Source organism: Synechococcus sp. A15-24, from assembly GCF_014280195.1.
In the GTDB taxonomy this organism is placed as follows: Bacteria; Cyanobacteriota; Cyanobacteriia; order PCC-6307; family Cyanobiaceae; genus Parasynechococcus.
The window spans coordinates 2,011,571-2,027,683 of the sequence record NZ_CP047960.1 but is presented as its reverse complement, the minus strand read 5'-3'; the positions used below and the strand labels follow the sequence as shown (position 1 = coordinate 2,027,683).

Annotated in this window: 17 protein-coding genes; 9 read left to right on the top strand and 8 right to left on the bottom strand. The window is 64.1% G+C overall.

The window, feature by feature from the left end:
- The first annotated feature begins 45 nt into the window (after window positions 1-45).
- Together pds and SynA1524_RS11475 are read left to right on the top strand one after the other, a co-directional pair.
- On the top strand, window positions 46-1,464 hold the full coding sequence (gene pds, locus SynA1524_RS11480; RefSeq protein WP_186498053.1) for a 15-cis-phytoene desaturase: 1,419 nt from the start codon (window positions 46-48) through the stop codon (window positions 1,462-1,464).
- Window positions 1,465-1,467: 3 nt separating this feature from the next.
- Window positions 1,468-2,376, top strand: coding sequence for a phytoene synthase (locus tag SynA1524_RS11475; RefSeq protein ID WP_186498051.1), 909 nt, complete (start codon window positions 1,468-1,470; stop codon window positions 2,374-2,376).
- Window positions 2,377-2,452: 76 nt separating this feature from the next.
- Here SynA1524_RS11475 and SynA1524_RS11470 read toward each other — a convergent pair whose 3' ends face one another.
- Window positions 2,453-2,887, bottom strand: a complete 435-nt coding sequence (locus tag SynA1524_RS11470) for an RNA recognition motif domain-containing protein (protein WP_186498049.1) — start codon at window positions 2,885-2,887, stop codon at window positions 2,453-2,455.
- 63 nt (window positions 2,888-2,950) lie between these two features.
- On the bottom strand, window positions 2,951-4,141 hold the full coding sequence (locus tag SynA1524_RS11465; protein WP_186498047.1) for a tRNA nucleotidyltransferase/poly(A) polymerase-related protein: 1,191 nt from the start codon (window positions 4,139-4,141) through the stop codon (window positions 2,951-2,953).
- Here SynA1524_RS11465 and SynA1524_RS11460 point away from each other — a divergent pair.
- Genes SynA1524_RS11460 through SynA1524_RS11450 form a run of 3 tightly spaced genes read left to right on the top strand, consistent with a single transcriptional unit; the run spans window position 4,134 to window position 5,565 of the window.
- Entirely contained in the window at window positions 4,134-4,385 is a 252-nt protein-coding gene (locus SynA1524_RS11460; protein WP_186498045.1) for a Ycf34 family protein, read from the top strand. The genes SynA1524_RS11465 and SynA1524_RS11460 overlap by 8 nt on opposite strands.
- On the top strand, window positions 4,385-4,990 hold the full coding sequence (tsaB, locus tag SynA1524_RS11455; RefSeq protein ID WP_186498043.1) for a tRNA (adenosine(37)-N6)-threonylcarbamoyltransferase complex dimerization subunit type 1 TsaB: 606 nt from the start codon (window positions 4,385-4,387) through the stop codon (window positions 4,988-4,990). The genes SynA1524_RS11460 and tsaB overlap by 1 nt, the downstream gene beginning before the upstream one ends.
- Complete coding sequence (locus tag SynA1524_RS11450; RefSeq protein ID WP_186498035.1) at window positions 4,990-5,565, top strand: YdcF family protein; 576 nt, start codon at window positions 4,990-4,992, stop codon at window positions 5,563-5,565. The genes tsaB and SynA1524_RS11450 overlap by 1 nt, the downstream gene beginning before the upstream one ends.
- Here SynA1524_RS11450 and SynA1524_RS11445 read toward each other — a convergent pair.
- From SynA1524_RS11445 to rpaB, 5 genes are read right to left on the bottom strand one after another with little or no spacing between them, the layout of a single operon-like run.
- Window positions 5,528-6,181: a lysophospholipid acyltransferase family protein gene (locus tag SynA1524_RS11445; RefSeq protein WP_186498033.1), complete on the bottom strand. Its 654-nt coding sequence runs from the start codon at window positions 6,179-6,181 to the stop codon at window positions 5,528-5,530. The genes SynA1524_RS11450 and SynA1524_RS11445 overlap by 38 nt on opposite strands.
- Window positions 6,178-7,074 (bottom strand): ACP S-malonyltransferase, encoded by an 897-nt coding sequence (gene fabD, locus SynA1524_RS11440; protein WP_186498031.1) that lies wholly within the window; start codon window positions 7,072-7,074, stop codon window positions 6,178-6,180. Before fabD ends, SynA1524_RS11445 begins: the two co-directional genes overlap by 4 nt.
- Window positions 7,075-7,102: 28 nt before the next feature.
- On the bottom strand, window positions 7,103-8,119 hold the full coding sequence (locus SynA1524_RS11435) for a beta-ketoacyl-ACP synthase III (RefSeq protein WP_186498029.1): 1,017 nt from the start codon (window positions 8,117-8,119) through the stop codon (window positions 7,103-7,105).
- 27 nt (window positions 8,120-8,146) lie between these two features.
- A complete protein-coding gene (gene plsX, locus SynA1524_RS11430; protein WP_186498027.1) occupies window positions 8,147-9,433 on the bottom strand; it encodes a phosphate acyltransferase PlsX in 1,287 nt (428 codons plus the stop codon).
- Window positions 9,414-10,160, bottom strand: coding sequence for a response regulator transcription factor RpaB (gene rpaB / locus SynA1524_RS11425; RefSeq protein ID WP_186498025.1), 747 nt, complete (start codon window positions 10,158-10,160; stop codon window positions 9,414-9,416). The genes plsX and rpaB overlap by 20 nt, the downstream gene beginning before the upstream one ends.
- A gap of 90 nt (window positions 10,161-10,250) precedes the next feature.
- Here rpaB and radA point away from each other — a divergent pair, with 90 nt between their 5' ends.
- Complete coding sequence (gene radA / locus SynA1524_RS11420) at window positions 10,251-11,645, top strand: DNA repair protein RadA (protein ID WP_186498023.1); 1,395 nt, start codon at window positions 10,251-10,253, stop codon at window positions 11,643-11,645.
- Here the strand turns inward: radA and SynA1524_RS11415 are convergent.
- Entirely contained in the window at window positions 11,636-12,157 is a 522-nt protein-coding gene (locus SynA1524_RS11415; protein ID WP_011129093.1) for a photosystem I assembly protein Ycf3, read from the bottom strand. The genes radA and SynA1524_RS11415 overlap by 10 nt on opposite strands.
- Window positions 12,158-12,231: 74 nt before the next feature.
- On the opposite strand from SynA1524_RS11415, the gene SynA1524_RS11410 reads away from it, so the two are divergent.
- Genes SynA1524_RS11410 through SynA1524_RS11400 form a run of 3 tightly spaced genes read left to right on the top strand, consistent with a single transcriptional unit; the run spans window position 12,232 to window position 16,111 of the window.
- Window positions 12,232-14,547 carry a heavy metal translocating P-type ATPase gene (locus SynA1524_RS11410; RefSeq protein ID WP_186498021.1) on the top strand — a complete coding sequence of 772 codons (2,316 nt, stop codon included), beginning with the start codon at window positions 12,232-12,234 and terminating at the stop codon, window positions 14,545-14,547.
- Entirely contained in the window at window positions 14,544-15,173 is a 630-nt protein-coding gene (tmk, locus tag SynA1524_RS11405; protein WP_186498019.1) for a dTMP kinase, read from the top strand. The genes SynA1524_RS11410 and tmk overlap by 4 nt, the downstream gene beginning before the upstream one ends.
- A complete protein-coding gene (locus SynA1524_RS11400) occupies window positions 15,170-16,111 on the top strand; it encodes a DNA polymerase III subunit delta' (RefSeq protein WP_186498017.1) in 942 nt (313 codons plus the stop codon). Before tmk ends, SynA1524_RS11400 begins: the two co-directional genes overlap by 4 nt.
- The last annotated feature ends 2 nt before the right edge of the window (window positions 16,112-16,113 follow it).

Sequence of the window (16,113 nt, the reverse complement as noted above, 5' to 3'; positions counted from 1 at the left end):
GGGATCAGGCCCTTTTAAGGTTGGTTTCAACTTTTAACCATCCGCATGCGCGTCGCTATCGCCGGAGCCGGTCTTGCGGGTTTGTCCTGCGCCAAATACCTGGCTGATGCAGGCCATACCCCAATCGTGGTGGAGGCACGCGATGTACTCGGCGGCAAGGTGGCGGCCTGGAAAGACGAGGACGGTGACTGGTACGAGACCGGTCTGCACATCTTTTTCGGGGCTTACCCCAACATGCTGCAGCTGTTCAAGGAGCTGAACATCGAAGACAGGCTGCAGTGGAAGAGCCACTCGATGATCTTCAATCAGCAGGACGAACCAGGCACCTACAGCCGCTTTGATTTTCCTGATCTGCCAGCCCCTGTGAATGGTGTTGCCGCGATCCTGGGCAACAACGACATGCTGAGCTGGCCTGAGAAGATCAGCTTCGGTCTGGGCCTGGTGCCCGCCATGCTGCGCGGTCAGGGTTACGTCGAAGAGTGCGACAAATATTCCTGGACCGAGTGGTTGCGGGTCCACAACATTCCCGAACGGGTCAACGATGAAGTGTTCTTGGCGATGAGTAAGGCCTTGAATTTCATCGATCCCGATGAAATTTCTGCCACGGTTGTGCTCACAGCGCTCAATCGTTTTCTGCAGGAGAAGAACGGCTCCAAGATGGCTTTCCTTGATGGGGCGCCCCCGGAGCGGCTTTGCCAGCCCGTGGTTGAGTACGTCGAGAGCCTTGGTGGCGAGGTGCATCTCGATAGCCCACTGCGCGAGATCAAGCTCAATAAGGACGGCTCCGTGGCGGCGTTCCACATCGGTGGTGTGAAGGGGAAGGACAGCTTTGACCTCACCGCTGATGCCTATGTGAGTGCGCTGCCGGTGGATCCGTTCAAGCTGCTGCTGCCGGAGCCCTGGAAACAGATGGAAGTGTTCCGGAAGCTTGATGGGCTTCGCGGTGTTCCGGTGATCAACCTCCACCTCTGGTTCGACCGCAAGCTCACTGATATCGATCACCTGCTGTTCAGCCGCTCCCCGCTGCTCAGCGTCTACGCCGACATGAGCATCACCTGTAAGGAGTACGAGGATCCCGATAAGTCGATGCTTGAGCTGGTGTTTGCCCCCGCCAAGGATTGGATCGGCCGACCGGATGAGGAGATCATTCAAGCAACCATGGGTGAGCTCAATAAGCTCTTTCCCATGCACTTCGGTGGCGACAACCCCGCCACGCTGCTGAAGTACAAAGTCGTCAAGACGCCGCTGTCGGTCTACAAGACCACCCCGGGCTGTCAGCAGCTCCGCCCCGATCAGACCACGCCGATCAAGAACTTCTTCCTGGCTGGCGACTACACGATGCAGCGCTATCTAGCTTCCATGGAAGGTGCGGTGCTCAGTGGCAAACTTTGCGCCGGTGCTCTGGACCAGAAGCGGGATCAGCTGTCATCATCGACCCCAGTCAGCGAGCCGGTTGCGGCCTGAGTGATGCCCCTCGCAGCCCCGGATCTCGACGCAGCCTTTGAGGCTTGCCGTCGTGAGACCGCTGAGTGGGCCAAGACCTTTTACCTGGGGACGCTTCTGCTGCCCCAGGAGAAGCGCCGTGCCATCTGGGCCATCTACGTCTGGTGCCGTCGCACCGATGAGCTGATGGACAGCCCTGAGGCTCAGGTACGCCCCGTGAATGAATTGGCGGAACGCCTGGATCGCTGGGAGGAAAAAACTCGCGCCTTGTTCAAGGGAACGGTCGAGGATGATCTCGATGCCGTGATGGTGGACACCTTCGAGCGCTTTCCCCAGGACATCCAGCCCTACCTCGACATGATTGAGGGTCAGAGGATGGATCTGACCTGGACGCGCTATCCGCGCTTTGACGACCTCAAGCTGTACTGCTATCGCGTCGCTGGAACCGTCGGGCTGATGACCCAAGGTGTGATGGGTGTTGATGGTGCCTACACCTCGGCTCCCTGGAGTGACCGTCCTGACACCTCAGATGCGGCGGTTGCTCTCGGTATTGCCAATCAGCTCACCAACATCCTCCGCGATGTGGGTGAAGACCGGGGGCGGGGGCGCATTTACCTGCCGCTCGAGGATCTGGAGCGGTTCGGCTACTCAGAAGATGATTTGATGGCCGGACGCCTTAACAGCGCCTGGTATGAACTGATGCAGTTCCAGCTGCAACGAGCCAGGGACTGGTTTGCGCGATCGGAGGCTGGCGTGCGCTGGCTCTCCCGTGACGCGCGCTGGCCGGTGTGGACGTCCCTGCGTCTCTACAGGGGCATTCTCGATGCGATCGAGCGGGTGGATTACGACGTGTTCAACAACCGTGCCTATGTCGGCAAGGTCAGCAAATTGCTGGATCTGCCGCGTTCCTTCGTTCTGGCGCAGGCGCGCTAAATAGCCCATCAAAAAAACCCGAAGGCTTGCACCTCATGGGTTCATTGGGTGTTGAGTTGACTGATCAGAACACCGATCAGACGGCTGTCTTTTGATTGGCCAGAAGATCCTTCAGTTTGGACAGCTCGCCAGCCCAACGGGGATCTGGAGCTCCTTCACCAGGGGCGTCGCTATGGACAACCTTGTTGACGGCCTTGCGGGCCACCTGAGGCTGACCATTGCCGCCGCCGTTGGGGCCGCGGCGATTGCCGCCACCACCATTCTCCCGTCGCTCGGAGCGCTCGACCCGCAGGGCGCTGCCGCCGAAGTCTTTGCCATTCAGCTGCTCAATCAAAGCATCAGCAACTTTTTCTTCCTCGACGTTAGCGAAGCCGAAACCACGGGACGCTCCGGTTTCACGATCCAGAACCGATTTGAACCTGATTCCCTCTCCCACACTCTTGAGCAGAGCAGCCAGCTCCTGTTCGTCAAAGGTCTGCGGCAGGTTGCCGATGTACAGGCGGATGCTCATGAAGGGGGGGGGAAATGCGATTCGTCGGTGTCGGACCGTCATCGTTGACACCTGCAAAGTTAATCACAGTGCGTCCCGATTCCGATTGGTCCAACGGTGCGCTTCCTGGAGTGCATCGTCGCGGCTATGCAACCGTCCGAAGGCTCTTTCCAGGCGCAGATGCATCAGCAGCTCCCCAAGACGAGGGCCTGGAGTGAGCTTGAGTTCGCGCTGCAGTGTGGTCCCATCCACGGGGCTGGCTGGGTGAAACAACGGGTCCTCCGGATCCCGCCAGCGCCGCAGCCAATGGGTCTGATGGGCTGGTTCGAGCTGAAGGATCAATGCCGCCAGATCCCGATCGAGATCCAGGTGCAGTTGCACCCGCTCCGCCTCCGGCAGCGTCTCCAGGTCATCCGGTAAACGTTGCTGCCACTGGCGCAGCCGCCGGCAACGCTGACGCAGGGCTCGACTGCCCTTGAGCCGCTCCAGCCCCTTGTCGCTGATCAAGGCGGTCAGGCGTGCCAACGGCAGGGCATGTTCCTGTTCGCTTGCCGTCAGCTGAATCGCGTCAACGGACGTCGGCAGTGGCTGACCGGCCGCCCAGGGGCGGATCAGTTCGAGTTGGCAGAGCTGCTCGATGGCTTGATCAGCCAGGGGACCCGCCACCAGTTTCTGCAGTTCCGCCAGGATCCGTTCCGGTGCTGCTTGCGTCAGTTGCTGCCGGTGGCGACGCATCCAGACAGCGGTCATCGGATCGAGGCTGAGGGGGATCTCAGCCATCAGCCGCAGGCCCCGCAGCAGCCGCAGCGGGTCGTCGGTGATGTTGGATTCGCGTACGGCCGTCAGCCGGCCTTGCTGGAGGTCAGCCAGGCCACCGGTGGGATCAATCAGCTGCGCAGGCCCATGCAGCGGCAGGGCGATGGCGTTGATGCGGTAATCCCGGCGTTGCAGGTCCGCCTCGAGGCTTGCACCGTCCTGTCGGGCGATGTCCACGGTCCAGTCCCGCAGCACCAGACGGGCCATGTCACGCTCCTGGTCGAGCACCACGCAACTGCCCCCCAGCCGATTGGCCAGGGTGCGCGTCAGGGCGAGGGCACCGCTGGGGACCACAAGATCAAGATCCGGCTTGGGCTTGAGCCGATCCAGCAGGGCATCACGAACCGCTCCCCCCACCAGCACCGCCCCCGCCGGCAGAAGATCCAGGGGAAGGGGCCAGCGCTGGGGTGCCAGGCGCTCCAAAATGGCGGTAGCCGGTGGGTTGGAGGGCATGTGCATCTGTGTGGACTGCCGCTGGGTCGACCGCTGCCAGGCCTATCACGCAGTTGAACGACAACATGGCGTGGATCACCTCAGTGACGTGCCGGATTTTGAACCTCGCTCCCCGAGGATCCACGTCTCTGTGATGGATCTGCCCGGGGGTGGTGCTGGAATCGAATGGGATGTACGGGCCTGCTCCAGCTTCACGCCTGAACCCGGACGCTGGGGGCGACTGCGCCCAGGGCAAGCCGTGCCGGATTGATGACTGATTCCCCTCTACTGCTGGCCCTGCACAGCTGCACTGAACGCTTCGGAGTGGCGGTGCAGGATCCCGAGATCGATCAGGACCGCCCGCGGGTGATGGGGTTCGATGACGGACGAGGTCTCTCCAACAGCCTGATTGAGCGGGTCGCGACCCTGCTGCCCAGAGGCCGGTGGGGCGAGCTCAAGGGTTTGGCCGTTGCGACCGGGCCCGGAGGATTCACCGGCACACGCCTCTCGGTGGTGATGGCACGAACCCTTGCCCAGCAACTCGGCTGTCCATTGTTGGGCGTCAGCAGTTTTGCCCTGATGGCCTCGCGTCTGGCGCCTGGTGAGCAGCCGTTCTGGATCACGCAACCCCTGCCCCGGCGTGGCGTGGTCGCAGGTCAGTACCGCCTGCGGGCTGCCGTGGTTGAGGAGCTTGAGACTCCGCATCTGCTTGAGGCCGACCGGATCGTGAGCCCTGCCATCGAGGCCGCTGTCGATGTGGATGCCGACGTGGAGGCGTTGCTGGGGCGTCTGCGGCAGGCCCTTCAACGGGGTGAGTTGCTGCCCTGGCAACCGGTTCTCCCCATCTATCCAACCTCCCCGGTGGGGCCGGTCTGATGGCAGGGGTCCGGGCCGGAGTCCTGCTCAGCGCAGGATTGCTGACATGGCTGGTGGTCCGAGGGCCCCTGGCGCCCTACCGCCAGGCTCTCCTGGACACAGCACCGCCCCAGCAGGTGCTGGTGCTGGGGGGTGATGTCGAGCGCGAACGGGTCGGGGCGCGGCTGGCACGTCAGCTGGATCTACCGCTCTTGGTGAGTGGTGGCAGCAACCCTGAATACGCCAGCTGGTTGGTTGAGGAGGAGGGATTGACGACCGATCAGGTGCAGCTGGATTACAGGGCCCGCGACACCTTGAGCAACTTCACCTCCGTGGTGGATGACTTGGCGTCTCAGGGCGTCCGCCATGTGTTGGTGGTGACCAGCGCCGACCATCTGGAACGCTCCCTGGCGGTGGGCCAGGTGGTGGCCGGCAGTCGAGGCATCCACCTCACGGGCATGCCGGTGGGCTGTGAACCCACCTGCAGTGAGGAGAGCGCCTTACGGCGTTGGCGGGATTGGCTGCGAGCCGTGGCCTGGGTGGTGACCGGCCGGGACCTCAGGGATGCAGCGGATCCAGCTCCAGCAGTGCGTTGATCCGTTGCTGAAGAATGGCTGTGGTGGCGTCGAGATCAGTGCGGCGGCGACTCGCCGGCGCTGGCACGGGCTCCCCCACCCGCAGCTGCAGCGGCACCAGCCGCGGTACGACCTGGCCCGTTCCAAGGGCGCGATGGCTGTTGACAATCGCCACGGGGAGCAGCGGAGCACCGCTGCGGGCGGCCAGAAGTGCAGCGCCAGGCTGTGGTGCATTCACCCGACCGTCCGGCTGGCGGGTGCCATCGAGGAAGACACCTGTCGCCCATCCCTCCATCAGTCGCGCGGTGGCCGTGCGGATGGCCTCGCGGTCACTGGCCCCTCGCCGGACTGGATAGGCGCCACAGGCGCGAATCACGGCCCCCAGCAACGGGATTGAAAACAGTTCCGCCTTGGCCATGAAGGCCACCGGCCGCCCCAGGGCATGACCCAGCAGGGGTGGGTCGAAATGAGAGCCATGGTTGGACACCACCACCACCGCCCCCTGCTTCGGCACATGGCGCAGGCCGCGGGTGGAGCCACGGAACAGCCCCCGGAAGAGTGGAAACACCAGCAGCCCACTCACCAGCCGGTAGGCAAGGCTGGGCTTGGGTGCCAGGGCCAGTGGGGCGCTGCTCACTGGCCGAGGTCTCCGGAGCTGGCGATCTGTGCGGTGGTCACACCGTTCATGCTGCGTTTGGCCAGGCCACTGAGCACATTGCCCGGACCGATCTCCACCAGGGTGTCGATGCCATGCTCTGCCATCGAGGCCATGGTTTCCCGCCAGCGGACGCCGGTGGTCATCTGTTGCTTTAAGCGTTGCTTGAGCAGGGCTGCATCGCTGCAACCGCTGGGATCGCTGTTGCTCAACACCGGGATCCGGGCATCGCGGAAGCTGACGTCATCCAGCGTTGTGGCGAAGGCCTCTGCCGCCTCGGCCATGAAGGGGGAGTGAAATGCTCCGGAAACTGCCAGGGGAATAGCCCGTTTGCACGTGAGCGTCTCGCTCACGCTCTGAACCGCGTCCGGCTGCCCCGAGATCACCACCTGGGCGTCGCTGTTGTCGTTGGCGATGCTCACCCCTTCGGTGTCGTTCACCAACGCTTCGAGCTGGCTGCGGTCGAAGCCGATCACGGCGGTCATCGCGCCGCCACCGGCGGCCGCCATCAGTTCTGATCGGGTCTGCATCAGCTTGAGGCCCGTTTCCAGGTCGAACACGCCGGCGGCATAGAGCGCCACCAGTTCCCCAAGGCTGTGGCCAGCCACCAGTGCTGCGTCGCGCCCCTGCTCGATCAGGTTGTCCACCAGCAGAGACTCCACGACGAACAGGGCTGGTTGCGTGTTGCGGGTGTCGTTGAGGTCCTCGGGACCGCTGCCGCCACCGCTGTTGCCCTGGCAGATGGCCAGCAGATCACGGCCCAGCAGCTCGGAGGCAATGGTGAAGCGTTGGCTGGCGCCGCTGAGGCTGAGCACCGGATCCGCCATGCCCAGCTTTTGTGAGCCCTGGCCGGGAAAAACCCAGGCGATCGCCATGACGTGTCCGCACCGATGTGCGGGGAGATTACGCGGGCCCGCTCCAACGCAGCAGGGCTGCACCCCAGCTCAGTCCCGCGCCGAAGCCACTGCTGGCGATGCGGTGGCCCGGTTGGATCCGTCCGTTCCGCACCGCTTCATCCAGCATCAAGGGGATGGTGGCGGCTGAGGTGTTGCCGTAGTGGGCCAGGTTGCTCAGGACCTTCTCGTTCGGAATCGAAAAGCGCTCGGCCACGGCATCGAGGATGCGTTGGTTGGCTTGATGCAACAACAGCCAGTCGAGGGAATCTGGCGGGGTTTCGGTTGTTTGCAGTAGCGCCTCCAAAATCGCCGGTACTTCCCGAACGGCGAATTTGTAGACCTCCTGTCCGTTCATCCTAATTGGCTCAAAGCCACCACGCTGATGGCTGGCATCGCCCACCAGAGGTGCTCGTTCGCTGCTCTGGGGTAGCTGCAACACCGCCCCACGGCTGCCATCGGAGCGAAGCAGGAACCCATGGAGGTCGTCCTGCTCATCGGAGGCTTCCATCACCACGGCACCGGCGGCATCCCCGAACAGCACACAGGAGCGGCGGTCGTCCCAGTCGACCCAGCGACTGAGCTGGTCGGCTCCCACCACCAGGATCCGTTGCATCGCCCCGCTGCGCAAGTACTGGGCTGCCGTGACCACTGCGAACAGAAAACCGCTGCACGCGGCGGTGAGATCGAAGGCCGCGGCGTTCACCGCACCGATGCGGGCCTGCAGCCGCGGTGCGGATCCGAAAAGATCATCGGGTGTGGAGGTGGCCAGCAGGATCAGATCCAGGCTGTCCGCCGACCATCCCGCCATGGCCAGTGCGCGTTCTGCCGCAAGGCCGTTCAGTTCACCCAGGCTTTCGTCGGTCCCGATGACCCGTCGGGCAGCGATGCCGGTGCGACTGCGGATCCAGTCATCGCTGGTCTCCACCCGTTGTCCCAGCTCGGTGTTGCTGATGGAACGCTGAGGAGTCGCGCTACCGCTGCCTCGGAACAACACACCGCCGGTCCTGTTGAGCTGCTCGACCAAAGCGCGGTGGAAGACGAGTGGCGTCAGTCAATCACAGCTGCTCTGCAGAGCGGCCAGATCCTCCATCACGCCATGGCTGGCGGCGGAATGGGCGATGCGCAGGGCACTCACCACAGAGAGGGCTTTGCTGCTCCCGTGGCCGATCACCGCGACGCCGTTGACCCCCAGCAGCAATGCTCCTCCATGTTCGGCGTGGTCGAGGCGTTTCTTGATTCGCCGCAGGTTGCTGCGCAGGAAGGCAGAGCCCACCTTGCCGCGCCGGCCTCGGGGCAGTTCAGCCCGCAGAACCCCCAGCAGCACGCTGCCCACGGACTCCAGGAACTTCAGCAGGACGTTGCCGGTGAAACCGTCGCAGACGACCACATCAAACGCGCCGGACAGCACATCCCGCCCTTCACAGTTTCCGGCGAAGTGCAGACGACGTTCATCCCGCAGCAACGTGTGGGTCTTGAGGGCCAGGTCATTGCCTTTGCAATCCTCCTCCCCGATGTTCAACAGGCCGATCCGTGGTTGCTCCACCTGGAGCACATCACGGCTGTAGATGTTGCCCAACAGGGCGAACTGGTGCAGATAAGCCGGTTTGCAGTCCATGTTGGCGCCCACATCGAGCACTAGCACCGGTTGGCCCGGGTCCTTCGTGGGAAACAGTGCACCAATGGCGGGACGGTCGATGCCCTTCAGCCGTCCGAGTCGAAAAATGGCGGAGGCCATCATCGCGCCGGAGTTGCCGGCGGAATACACGGCCAGGGCCTGCCCTTTTTTTACCAAATCCATCGCCAGGTTGATGCTGGCATTGCGCTTGCGTCGTACGGCGGTGGCCTCATCGTCCATGCCGATGGAGGGGCCGCTGGCCACCAGCTCGAGATGATCCGCTGCTTGCGCCTGGTCCAGGCGCTCGCTCAGGCCCAAAGCATCAGCCGCTTTCAGAACTTTGTCGGTTTCGCCGACGAAGCGGACTTTCAGAGGCAGGCGATCGATGGCTTCGAGGCAGCCCTCCAGGATCGGGCCAGGGGCGTGGTCCCCGCCCATGCCATCCACGGCCACCCAGAGGCGATCGGCATCCTGAATCTCTTCATCGTCGGTGTTGCCCTGAAGCCAGCGCAACGGGTCAAACACCAGCGGTTGCAGCATGGAGTTGGCCACCGATCCCGCGACGGTTCCCGCTGCTGAGGCGGAGCTGGTCGCCGTATCCACCAGGGAAGTGACCGCGGCATTGCGGCGATACCAGATCACCAGGCGGCGGATAGCCCGGGGTCGGTTGCTCTTGCTCCTGGACTCTGGGGTCCGGGAGGAGTCAGGGTCCTTCGGAGGCAACGGAGTCGATGATGCGCTGGAACAGGTAGCCGGTACCGCGAGCCGTGAGAATCAACTCGGGGTTAGCAGGATCATCCTCCAACTTGGAGCGAAGCCGCGAAATGTGGACATCCACCACGCGGGTATCGACATGGCGTTCCGGGGTGTATCCCCAGACTTCCTTGAGGATCTCCCCCCGATTGAATGGCTCACCGGAGCGACTCACCAGCAGTTCCAGCAGGCTGAACTCCATCCCGGTCAGGCGGATCCGCTCGTCGGCCCGGAACACCTGGCGTTTGTTGGTGTCGATGCGGAGATCCGACACCTGAATAACACCGGAGTTGGGAATGCCAGCCACCGAATCCTTCTCCACCCGGCGCAGGACGCAACGGATGCGGGCTTCCAGCTCCTTGGGGCTGAACGGTTTGACGACGTAGTCATCAGCCCCGAGCTCAAGCCCCGTGATCCGGTCCGCCACATCGCCGAGGGCCGTCAGCATCACGATCGGCACGTCGGATTCCTTGCGCAGCTCCTGGCAGACGCCGTAGCCGTCCAGCTTCGGCATCATCACGTCGAGGACCACCAGATCAGGAGCCGTGTTTTCGAACAGCTCGAGCGCTTCGGTGCCGTCGCAGGCCGTGACGACGTTGTACCCGATCATCGACAAGCGGGTTTCCAGAATCCTTCTGATCGAGGCCTCGTCATCGACCACGAGGATTGTTTCCTTGGAGGGGGTCGTGGCCGTCATGACGCCTGGGGCGTTTTGTTCTTCTGGTCACAAATAAAAGCCCCGGCCCCCCGTCCGTTCATCTAACGGCAACTTTCTTCACAGTTCGCAGTGCCTAAATCCGCCGTTGTATTCCATTGCCAGGTCTGTGGAGCCCAGTCACGACAGTTCTTTGGACGCTGCCCGGAGTGCGGCAGCTGGAATTCCCTCGTGGAACAGTCCCAGCCCGCCAATGACGACCGCCGTCGTCGCCGTCCGCCGGATGCAGACCGACCGCCGACGCCGAAACGCTCCACGGCCATGGCCTCGCTGGAGGATCAGCCGATCCGGCGATTGCCAACGGGATCCGGGGAATTCGATCGGGTGCTGGGCGGCGGGCTGGTGCCAGGCTCCTTGGTGTTGGTGGGGGGCGATCCGGGCATCGGCAAGAGCACCCTGCTGCTGCAGAGCGCTTCGGCGATGGCTGCTCAAACCTCAGTGCTGTATGTGAGTGCGGAGGAGTCGGCCCAGCAGGTGAAGCTGCGTTGGCAGCGCCTGGCGGGTGGCCCCTCTGATCTGCAGCTGCTGGCGGAAACCGACCTTGAGCTGGTGCTGGAGGAGCTGGAGGCCCTGCGTCCTGCCGTGGCGATCATCGACAGCATCCAGGCTCTCCATGACGCCAACCTCCCCAGTGCTCCCGGCTCCGTTGGTCAGGTGAGGGAATGTGCCGCCGCCTTGCAACGGCTGGCCAAACGCCAGACCACAGCCCTGTTGTTGGTGGGCCATGTGACCAAGGAGGGAATGTTGGCTGGACCCAAGGTGCTGGAACACCTGGTGGACGCGGTGCTCACCTTCGAGGGGGACCGCTTTGCCAGTCACCGGCTGTTGCGGGCCGTCAAAAACCGTTTCGGAGCCACCCATGAACTGGGACTGTTCGAGATGCAGGCTCAAGGCCTGGAGGAGGTGAGCAATCCCAGCGAGTTGTTCCTGAGTGAAACTCGTGCCTCGGGTGTTGCCACGATCGTGGCCTGTGAGGGATCCCGCTCGCTAGTGGTGGACCTGCAGGCCCTGGTCAATGTCACCAGCTATGCCAGCCCCCGACGCACGGCCACGGGCATCGGTACCAACCGGCTTCACCAGATCCTGGCGGTGCTGGAAAAGCACATGGGATTACCGCTCTCCCGCTTCGATTGTTATCTGGCTGTGGCCGGTGGGCTGGAGGTGGAGGAGCCGGCGGCGGATCTTGGGGTTGCCGCTGCGGTGGTAGCCAGTTTTCGCGATCTCACCCTCCCGCCGGGAACGGTGCTGGTCGGCGAGCTGGGTCTGGGCGGGCAGCTCAGACCGGTCGCTCAGCTGGAGTTGCGTCTGCAGGAGGCGGCGCGGCTCGGATTCCGGCGGGCGGTGGTGCCCCGCGGCAGTGGTCTGGGCGCCTTGGCCAGTGGTCTTGATCTTGCCCTACTAGAGGCCGATGGGGTCACCGAGGCCCTCGTGCTGGCTCTCGGTGAGGACGTGACGGATCAGAAGTAGACGTCGACGTTGCTGCGCCCGGTTGATTTCAACCAGTTCTCGATGTCCAGATAGCCGCCGGGATTGAGGCGCACCGCCTGGGTCCAGGCCTCGGCGGCCTGGTCAAACCAGCGATCGGCGTCGTCCTGGCGGCCGTCTTCTTCGGCGATCCGCCCCCATTTCTCAAAGATCAGCCCCATGTTCTTGAGGCAGGACGGCTGGTTGGAGTTCTCGTCCAGGGCTCTGCGGTACGTCTCAATCGCCCGCTCCTCCTCGCCGTTCGACATGTAGATGATCGCCATGTTCTTGAGGGTTTCCCCACGGTCGGTGGGGTTGTCCTCGAGTTTCAGCGCCTCGTCGTAGTTCTCCAGCGCTTCGGCGTAGTCGCCGTCGTTCTGAGCGGAGAGGCCATCGCGGTAATAGACGTACGCCTCCTTGGATCGGGCGTTGATCGGCAACAGCTTGACGATCAGGTCCGCCATCACCGTGAAGCTCTTGTCGATGAAGTTGTCGTTGCGATTACTGCGGGGCACGGCGCTCCGGCGGAAGGCCCCCATCCTGACGGGACCAGAACCCGACCTAGCGTTGCCGTAACGAACAAGCGCCAGTGAGTCCTGCGGTTCAGACCGTCGTCCTCGATGTGGAGGGGATGAAATGCGGAGGCTGTGTGCGAGCCGTGGAGCGCACCTTGCTCGAGCAGCCGGGGGTGCAGCGCGCTGATGTGAACCTGGTGAGCCGTGCGGCATGGCTGGATCTCAGCGAAGCCGATGGCGATGTCGACGCCGTACTCGGCGCCTTGGCCAGTCGTGGATTTCCTGCTCGTGAACGCTCCCTGGAGCCATCTTCCGCTCGGCTTGCGGCGGGAGCCTCCGGATTGACCTGGTGGCAGCAGTGGCGCCAACTGATGGTGGCCCTCACGCTGCTGCTGTTGTCGGTGCTTGGTCACCTCAGCGAGGCCGGCCATCTGTCGTTGCCCCTGATCGGCAGCCTGCCTTTCCATGCCGCTCTGGCCACCGTGGCCTTGTTGGGTCCCGGTCGGCCGATTCTGCTGGGTGGTTTCGCGGCTGTCCGGGCGGGTGCGCCCAGCATGGACACCCTGGTGGGTCTGGGGGTCGGCAGCGCCTATCTGGCCAGTCTTGTGGCACTGATTTGGCCCCAGGTCGGCTGGCCCTGTTTTTTCAACGAGCCGGTGATGCTGCTGGGTTTCGTGTTGCTTGGGCGCTTCCTGGAGGAACGGGCTCGCTTCCGCACCGGTCAGGCGCTGCATCAGTTGGCCCAGCTGCAACCCGATACGGCCCGTCTGGTGCTGCCAGATGGCGCCATCCGGGATGTGCGGGTCGGGGCCTTGCGCCCCGGGGAGCGGCTGCAGCTGCTGGCGGGGGACCGTGTGCCCGTGGATGGTGTTGTGGTGGAGGGGTATTCGGCGGTGGATGCCTCCAGCCTCACCGGTGAACCGCTGCCCTGGCAGGCAGAACCCGGCCTTGAGCTGTCCGCCGGCAGCCTCAACCTCGATGCACCGCTCGTGCTGGAGGTCACGCGGGTTGGAGCGGAAACGGCCTTGGCACGGATCATCCGACTGGTGGAGCAGGCCCAGGCGCGTCGTGCCCCGATTCAGGGGCTGGCGGATCGCGTGGCCGGACGCTTCTGCTACGGCGTGATCGCTCTTGCCCTGGCCACCTTTCTGTTCTGGTGGCTGTTCGGCGCCGGTCAATGGCCCCAGGTGATGCAGGCGTCAGCACCTGGCATGCCCCAGGGGCATCTGATGACCAGCGGCCATGCGATGCACCACGGCGGTCTCGGCAGTGGTGCCACCTCCCCGGTCGGGTTGGCGTTGCAGTTGTCGATCGCTGTGCTGGTGGTGGCCTGTCCCTGCGCCCTTGGCTTGGCCACCCCCACCGTGATTACCGTGGCCACCGGTCTGGCGGCGCAGCGGGGCTGGTTGTTTCGCGGCGGCGATGTGATCGAAACCGCCGCCGGCCTCGATCGCGTTGTGTTCGACAAGACAGGAACCCTCACCCTCGGGCGCCCGCTGGTGACCAGCGTGTGGGCCAAGGACGCGGCTCTGCTGCTGCAGCTGGCTGCCAGCCTCGAGCAGAGCAGTCGTCACCCTCTGGCCCATGCCCTGCTGCAGGAGGCGCAGCGACGGGACCTGACCCTGCTGGAACCAGTGCAGGTCACCACCGTGTCCGGGCAGGGTCTGGTGGGCGAGGTGGAGGGTTGGCCTCAACCGATTCGGGTGGGACGTCCCGATTGGCTGGGTTCATTCGGCGTTGCCCTCAGCGATGAATCCAGGACCTGGCTGGCTCAGGCCGATGGCTCCGTGGTGGCGGTGGCCCATGGCAGTGCCTTGCTGGGATTGGTTCAGATCGAAGACCAGCTGCGTGCCGATGTGGTGCCGGCTCTGGAACGCTTGCGTCAGCAGGGCCTTGCCCTGGCGATGTTCAGCGGTGACCGCGAGCCGGCGGTGCGTGCGTTGGGTCAGCAGCTGGGCTTTGAGGCGGCTGATCTGGGCTGGCAGATGCTGCCGGAGCAGAAACTGCAGCGCCTGGAGGAGCTGCTCCAACGGGGGCGGGTCGCCATGGTGGGTGACGGCATCAACGATGCTCCGGCTCTGGCAGCGGCGGATCTGGGCATTGCTATCGGCACCGGCACCCAGATCGCCCAGGACACCGCCGGCATGGTGTTGATGGGAGATCGTCTGGACAACCTGCCGGAAGCGTTGACCCTGGCCCGCCGCACCCTGGCCAAAGTGCGGCAGAACCTTTTCTGGGCCTTCGGTTACAACCTGATCGCCCTGCCCCTTGCCGCTGGTGCCCTGTTGCCGAGTCAGGGGGTGCTGCTGTCCCCGCCCCTTGCGGCCTTGCTGATGGCCATCAGTTCGATCACGGTGGTGCTCAATGCTCTGCTGCTGCGGGTGGCATGAGCGGTCGCTTCATCGTTCTCGACGGGATTGATGGCTGCGGCAAGTCGACGCAGCTCGATCATCTTTTGGGCTGGCTGCCGGGCAGCGGACTGATGCCGGCAGGTGCCGAGCTGATCAGCACCAGGGAACCGGGGGGGACTCCGCTGGGCCGTTCCGTGCGCGAGCTTCTTCTGCACACACGGGCGGAGCAGGCTCCGGCGCCAACGGCGGAATTGTTGCTCTACGCAGCGGATCGCGCCCAACACGTGGAGCGCCTGATCCGCCCAGCCCTGGAACGAGGCGATTGGGTGATCAGCGATCGCTTCTCCGGCTCAACCATGGCGTATCAGGGACATGGCCGGGGCTTGGATCGCCAGCTTATCGATCAGCTTGAGCGGATCGCCACCGCTGGTGTGCAACCGGATCTCACCCTGTGGATGACCCTGCCGCTGGAGGAGAGTCTGCGGCGCCGGCAGGGTGATCAGGCCGACCGCATCGAAGCGGAGGGGCAGGTCTTTCTGCAGCGCGTGATTGACGGGTTTGCGGCCATTGCCGAGCAGCGGGGATGGTCGGCCATTGCGGCGGATCGCCCGCCGGAGGCCGTGAGCCGCGCCTTGGAGCGGGAACTGATGGACCGCCTGGGATGACCAATCTGTTCGAGGACCTGATCGGTCAACCCTTGGCGGTGGATCTGCTGACTGCCGCGTTGAAGCGGCAGCGCCTGGCACCGGCTTATCTGTTCGCTGGGCCTGATGGGGTGGGCCGTCGGCTGGCAGCCGTGCGATTTCTGGAGGGTGTGCTGGGGGCGGGGCAACCAGCGGAGCGGCAGCGACGGCGGCTGGAGGAACGCAACCATCCCGACCTGCTCTGGGTTGAGCCGACGTTTCAGCACCAGGGTCGTCTGCTGACCCGGGAGGAAGCCGAGGAGGCTGGGATCAGCCGCCGCACGCCGCCTCAGCTGCGTCTGGAGCAGGTCCGCTCGATCAGCCGCTTCCTGGCCCGTCAACCGGTGGAGGCTGAACGGGGCATGGTGGTGATCGAAGCGGTAGAGGCGATGTCGGAGGCCGCGGCCAATGCCCTGCTGAAGACCCTGGAGGAGCCAGGACACGGGCTGTTGATTCTGCTTTCGGCTGCGCCGGAGCGGTTGCTGAGCACGATCCGCTCACGATGTCAGCTGATTCGCTTCCTGCGGCTTGCCCAGGCGGATCTGAATCGTGTGCTGGAGGGTTGTGGAGCGCTGGAGCAGGATCCGCCGGAGCTGCTGGCCATGGCGGCTGGATCACCGGGTGCTCTGCTGGAGCATCGGCGCCAGCGGGCAGGCTTGCCCGAGGAGCTCACAGGGCGATTGGCATTGATGCCTGATCAACCCATGGAAGCCTTGGCTCTCGCCAGGGATGTGTGTGAAGCCCTCAATGGTGAGCAACAGCTGTGGTTGATCAACTGGTGGCAGCAACAGCTGTGGGCCCGTGGTGCCGGTGATCGACCGTTGCAACGCCTGGAAACACTGCGGCGCCAATTGCTGTCGTTCGTTCAGCCACGCCTCGCCTGGGAGGTGGCGTTGCTGGAGCTGACAACCGGTGGATAAGG

Excerpts from the sequence above, each read along its gene's own strand:
- rpaB (WP_186498025.1), bottom strand. The coding sequence starts at position 10,160 with ATGACGGCCACGACCCCCTCCAAGGAAACAATCCTCGTGGTCGATGAC.
- SynA1524_RS11450 (WP_186498035.1), top strand. The coding sequence starts at position 4,990 with ATGGCAGGGGTCCGGGCCGGAGTCCTGCTCAGCGCAGGATTGCTGACA.
- SynA1524_RS11470 (WP_186498049.1), bottom strand. The coding sequence starts at position 2,887 with ATGAGCATCCGCCTGTACATCGGCAACCTGCCGCAGACCTTTGACGAA.
- SynA1524_RS11400 (WP_186498017.1), top strand. The coding sequence starts at position 15,170 with ATGACCAATCTGTTCGAGGACCTGATCGGTCAACCCTTGGCGGTGGAT.
- SynA1524_RS11465 (WP_186498047.1), bottom strand. The coding sequence starts at position 4,141 with ATGCACATGCCCTCCAACCCACCGGCTACCGCCATTTTGGAGCGCCTG.
- SynA1524_RS11475 (WP_186498051.1), top strand. The coding sequence starts at position 1,468 with ATGCCCCTCGCAGCCCCGGATCTCGACGCAGCCTTTGAGGCTTGCCGT.
- tmk (WP_186498019.1), top strand. The coding sequence starts at position 14,544 with ATGAGCGGTCGCTTCATCGTTCTCGACGGGATTGATGGCTGCGGCAAG.
- fabD (WP_186498031.1), bottom strand. The coding sequence starts at position 7,074 with ATGGCGATCGCCTGGGTTTTTCCCGGCCAGGGCTCACAAAAGCTGGGC.
- tsaB (WP_186498043.1), top strand. The coding sequence starts at position 4,385 with ATGACTGATTCCCCTCTACTGCTGGCCCTGCACAGCTGCACTGAACGC.
- SynA1524_RS11460 (WP_186498045.1), top strand. The coding sequence starts at position 4,134 with ATGTGCATCTGTGTGGACTGCCGCTGGGTCGACCGCTGCCAGGCCTAT.
- pds (WP_186498053.1), top strand. The coding sequence starts at position 46 with ATGCGCGTCGCTATCGCCGGAGCCGGTCTTGCGGGTTTGTCCTGCGCC.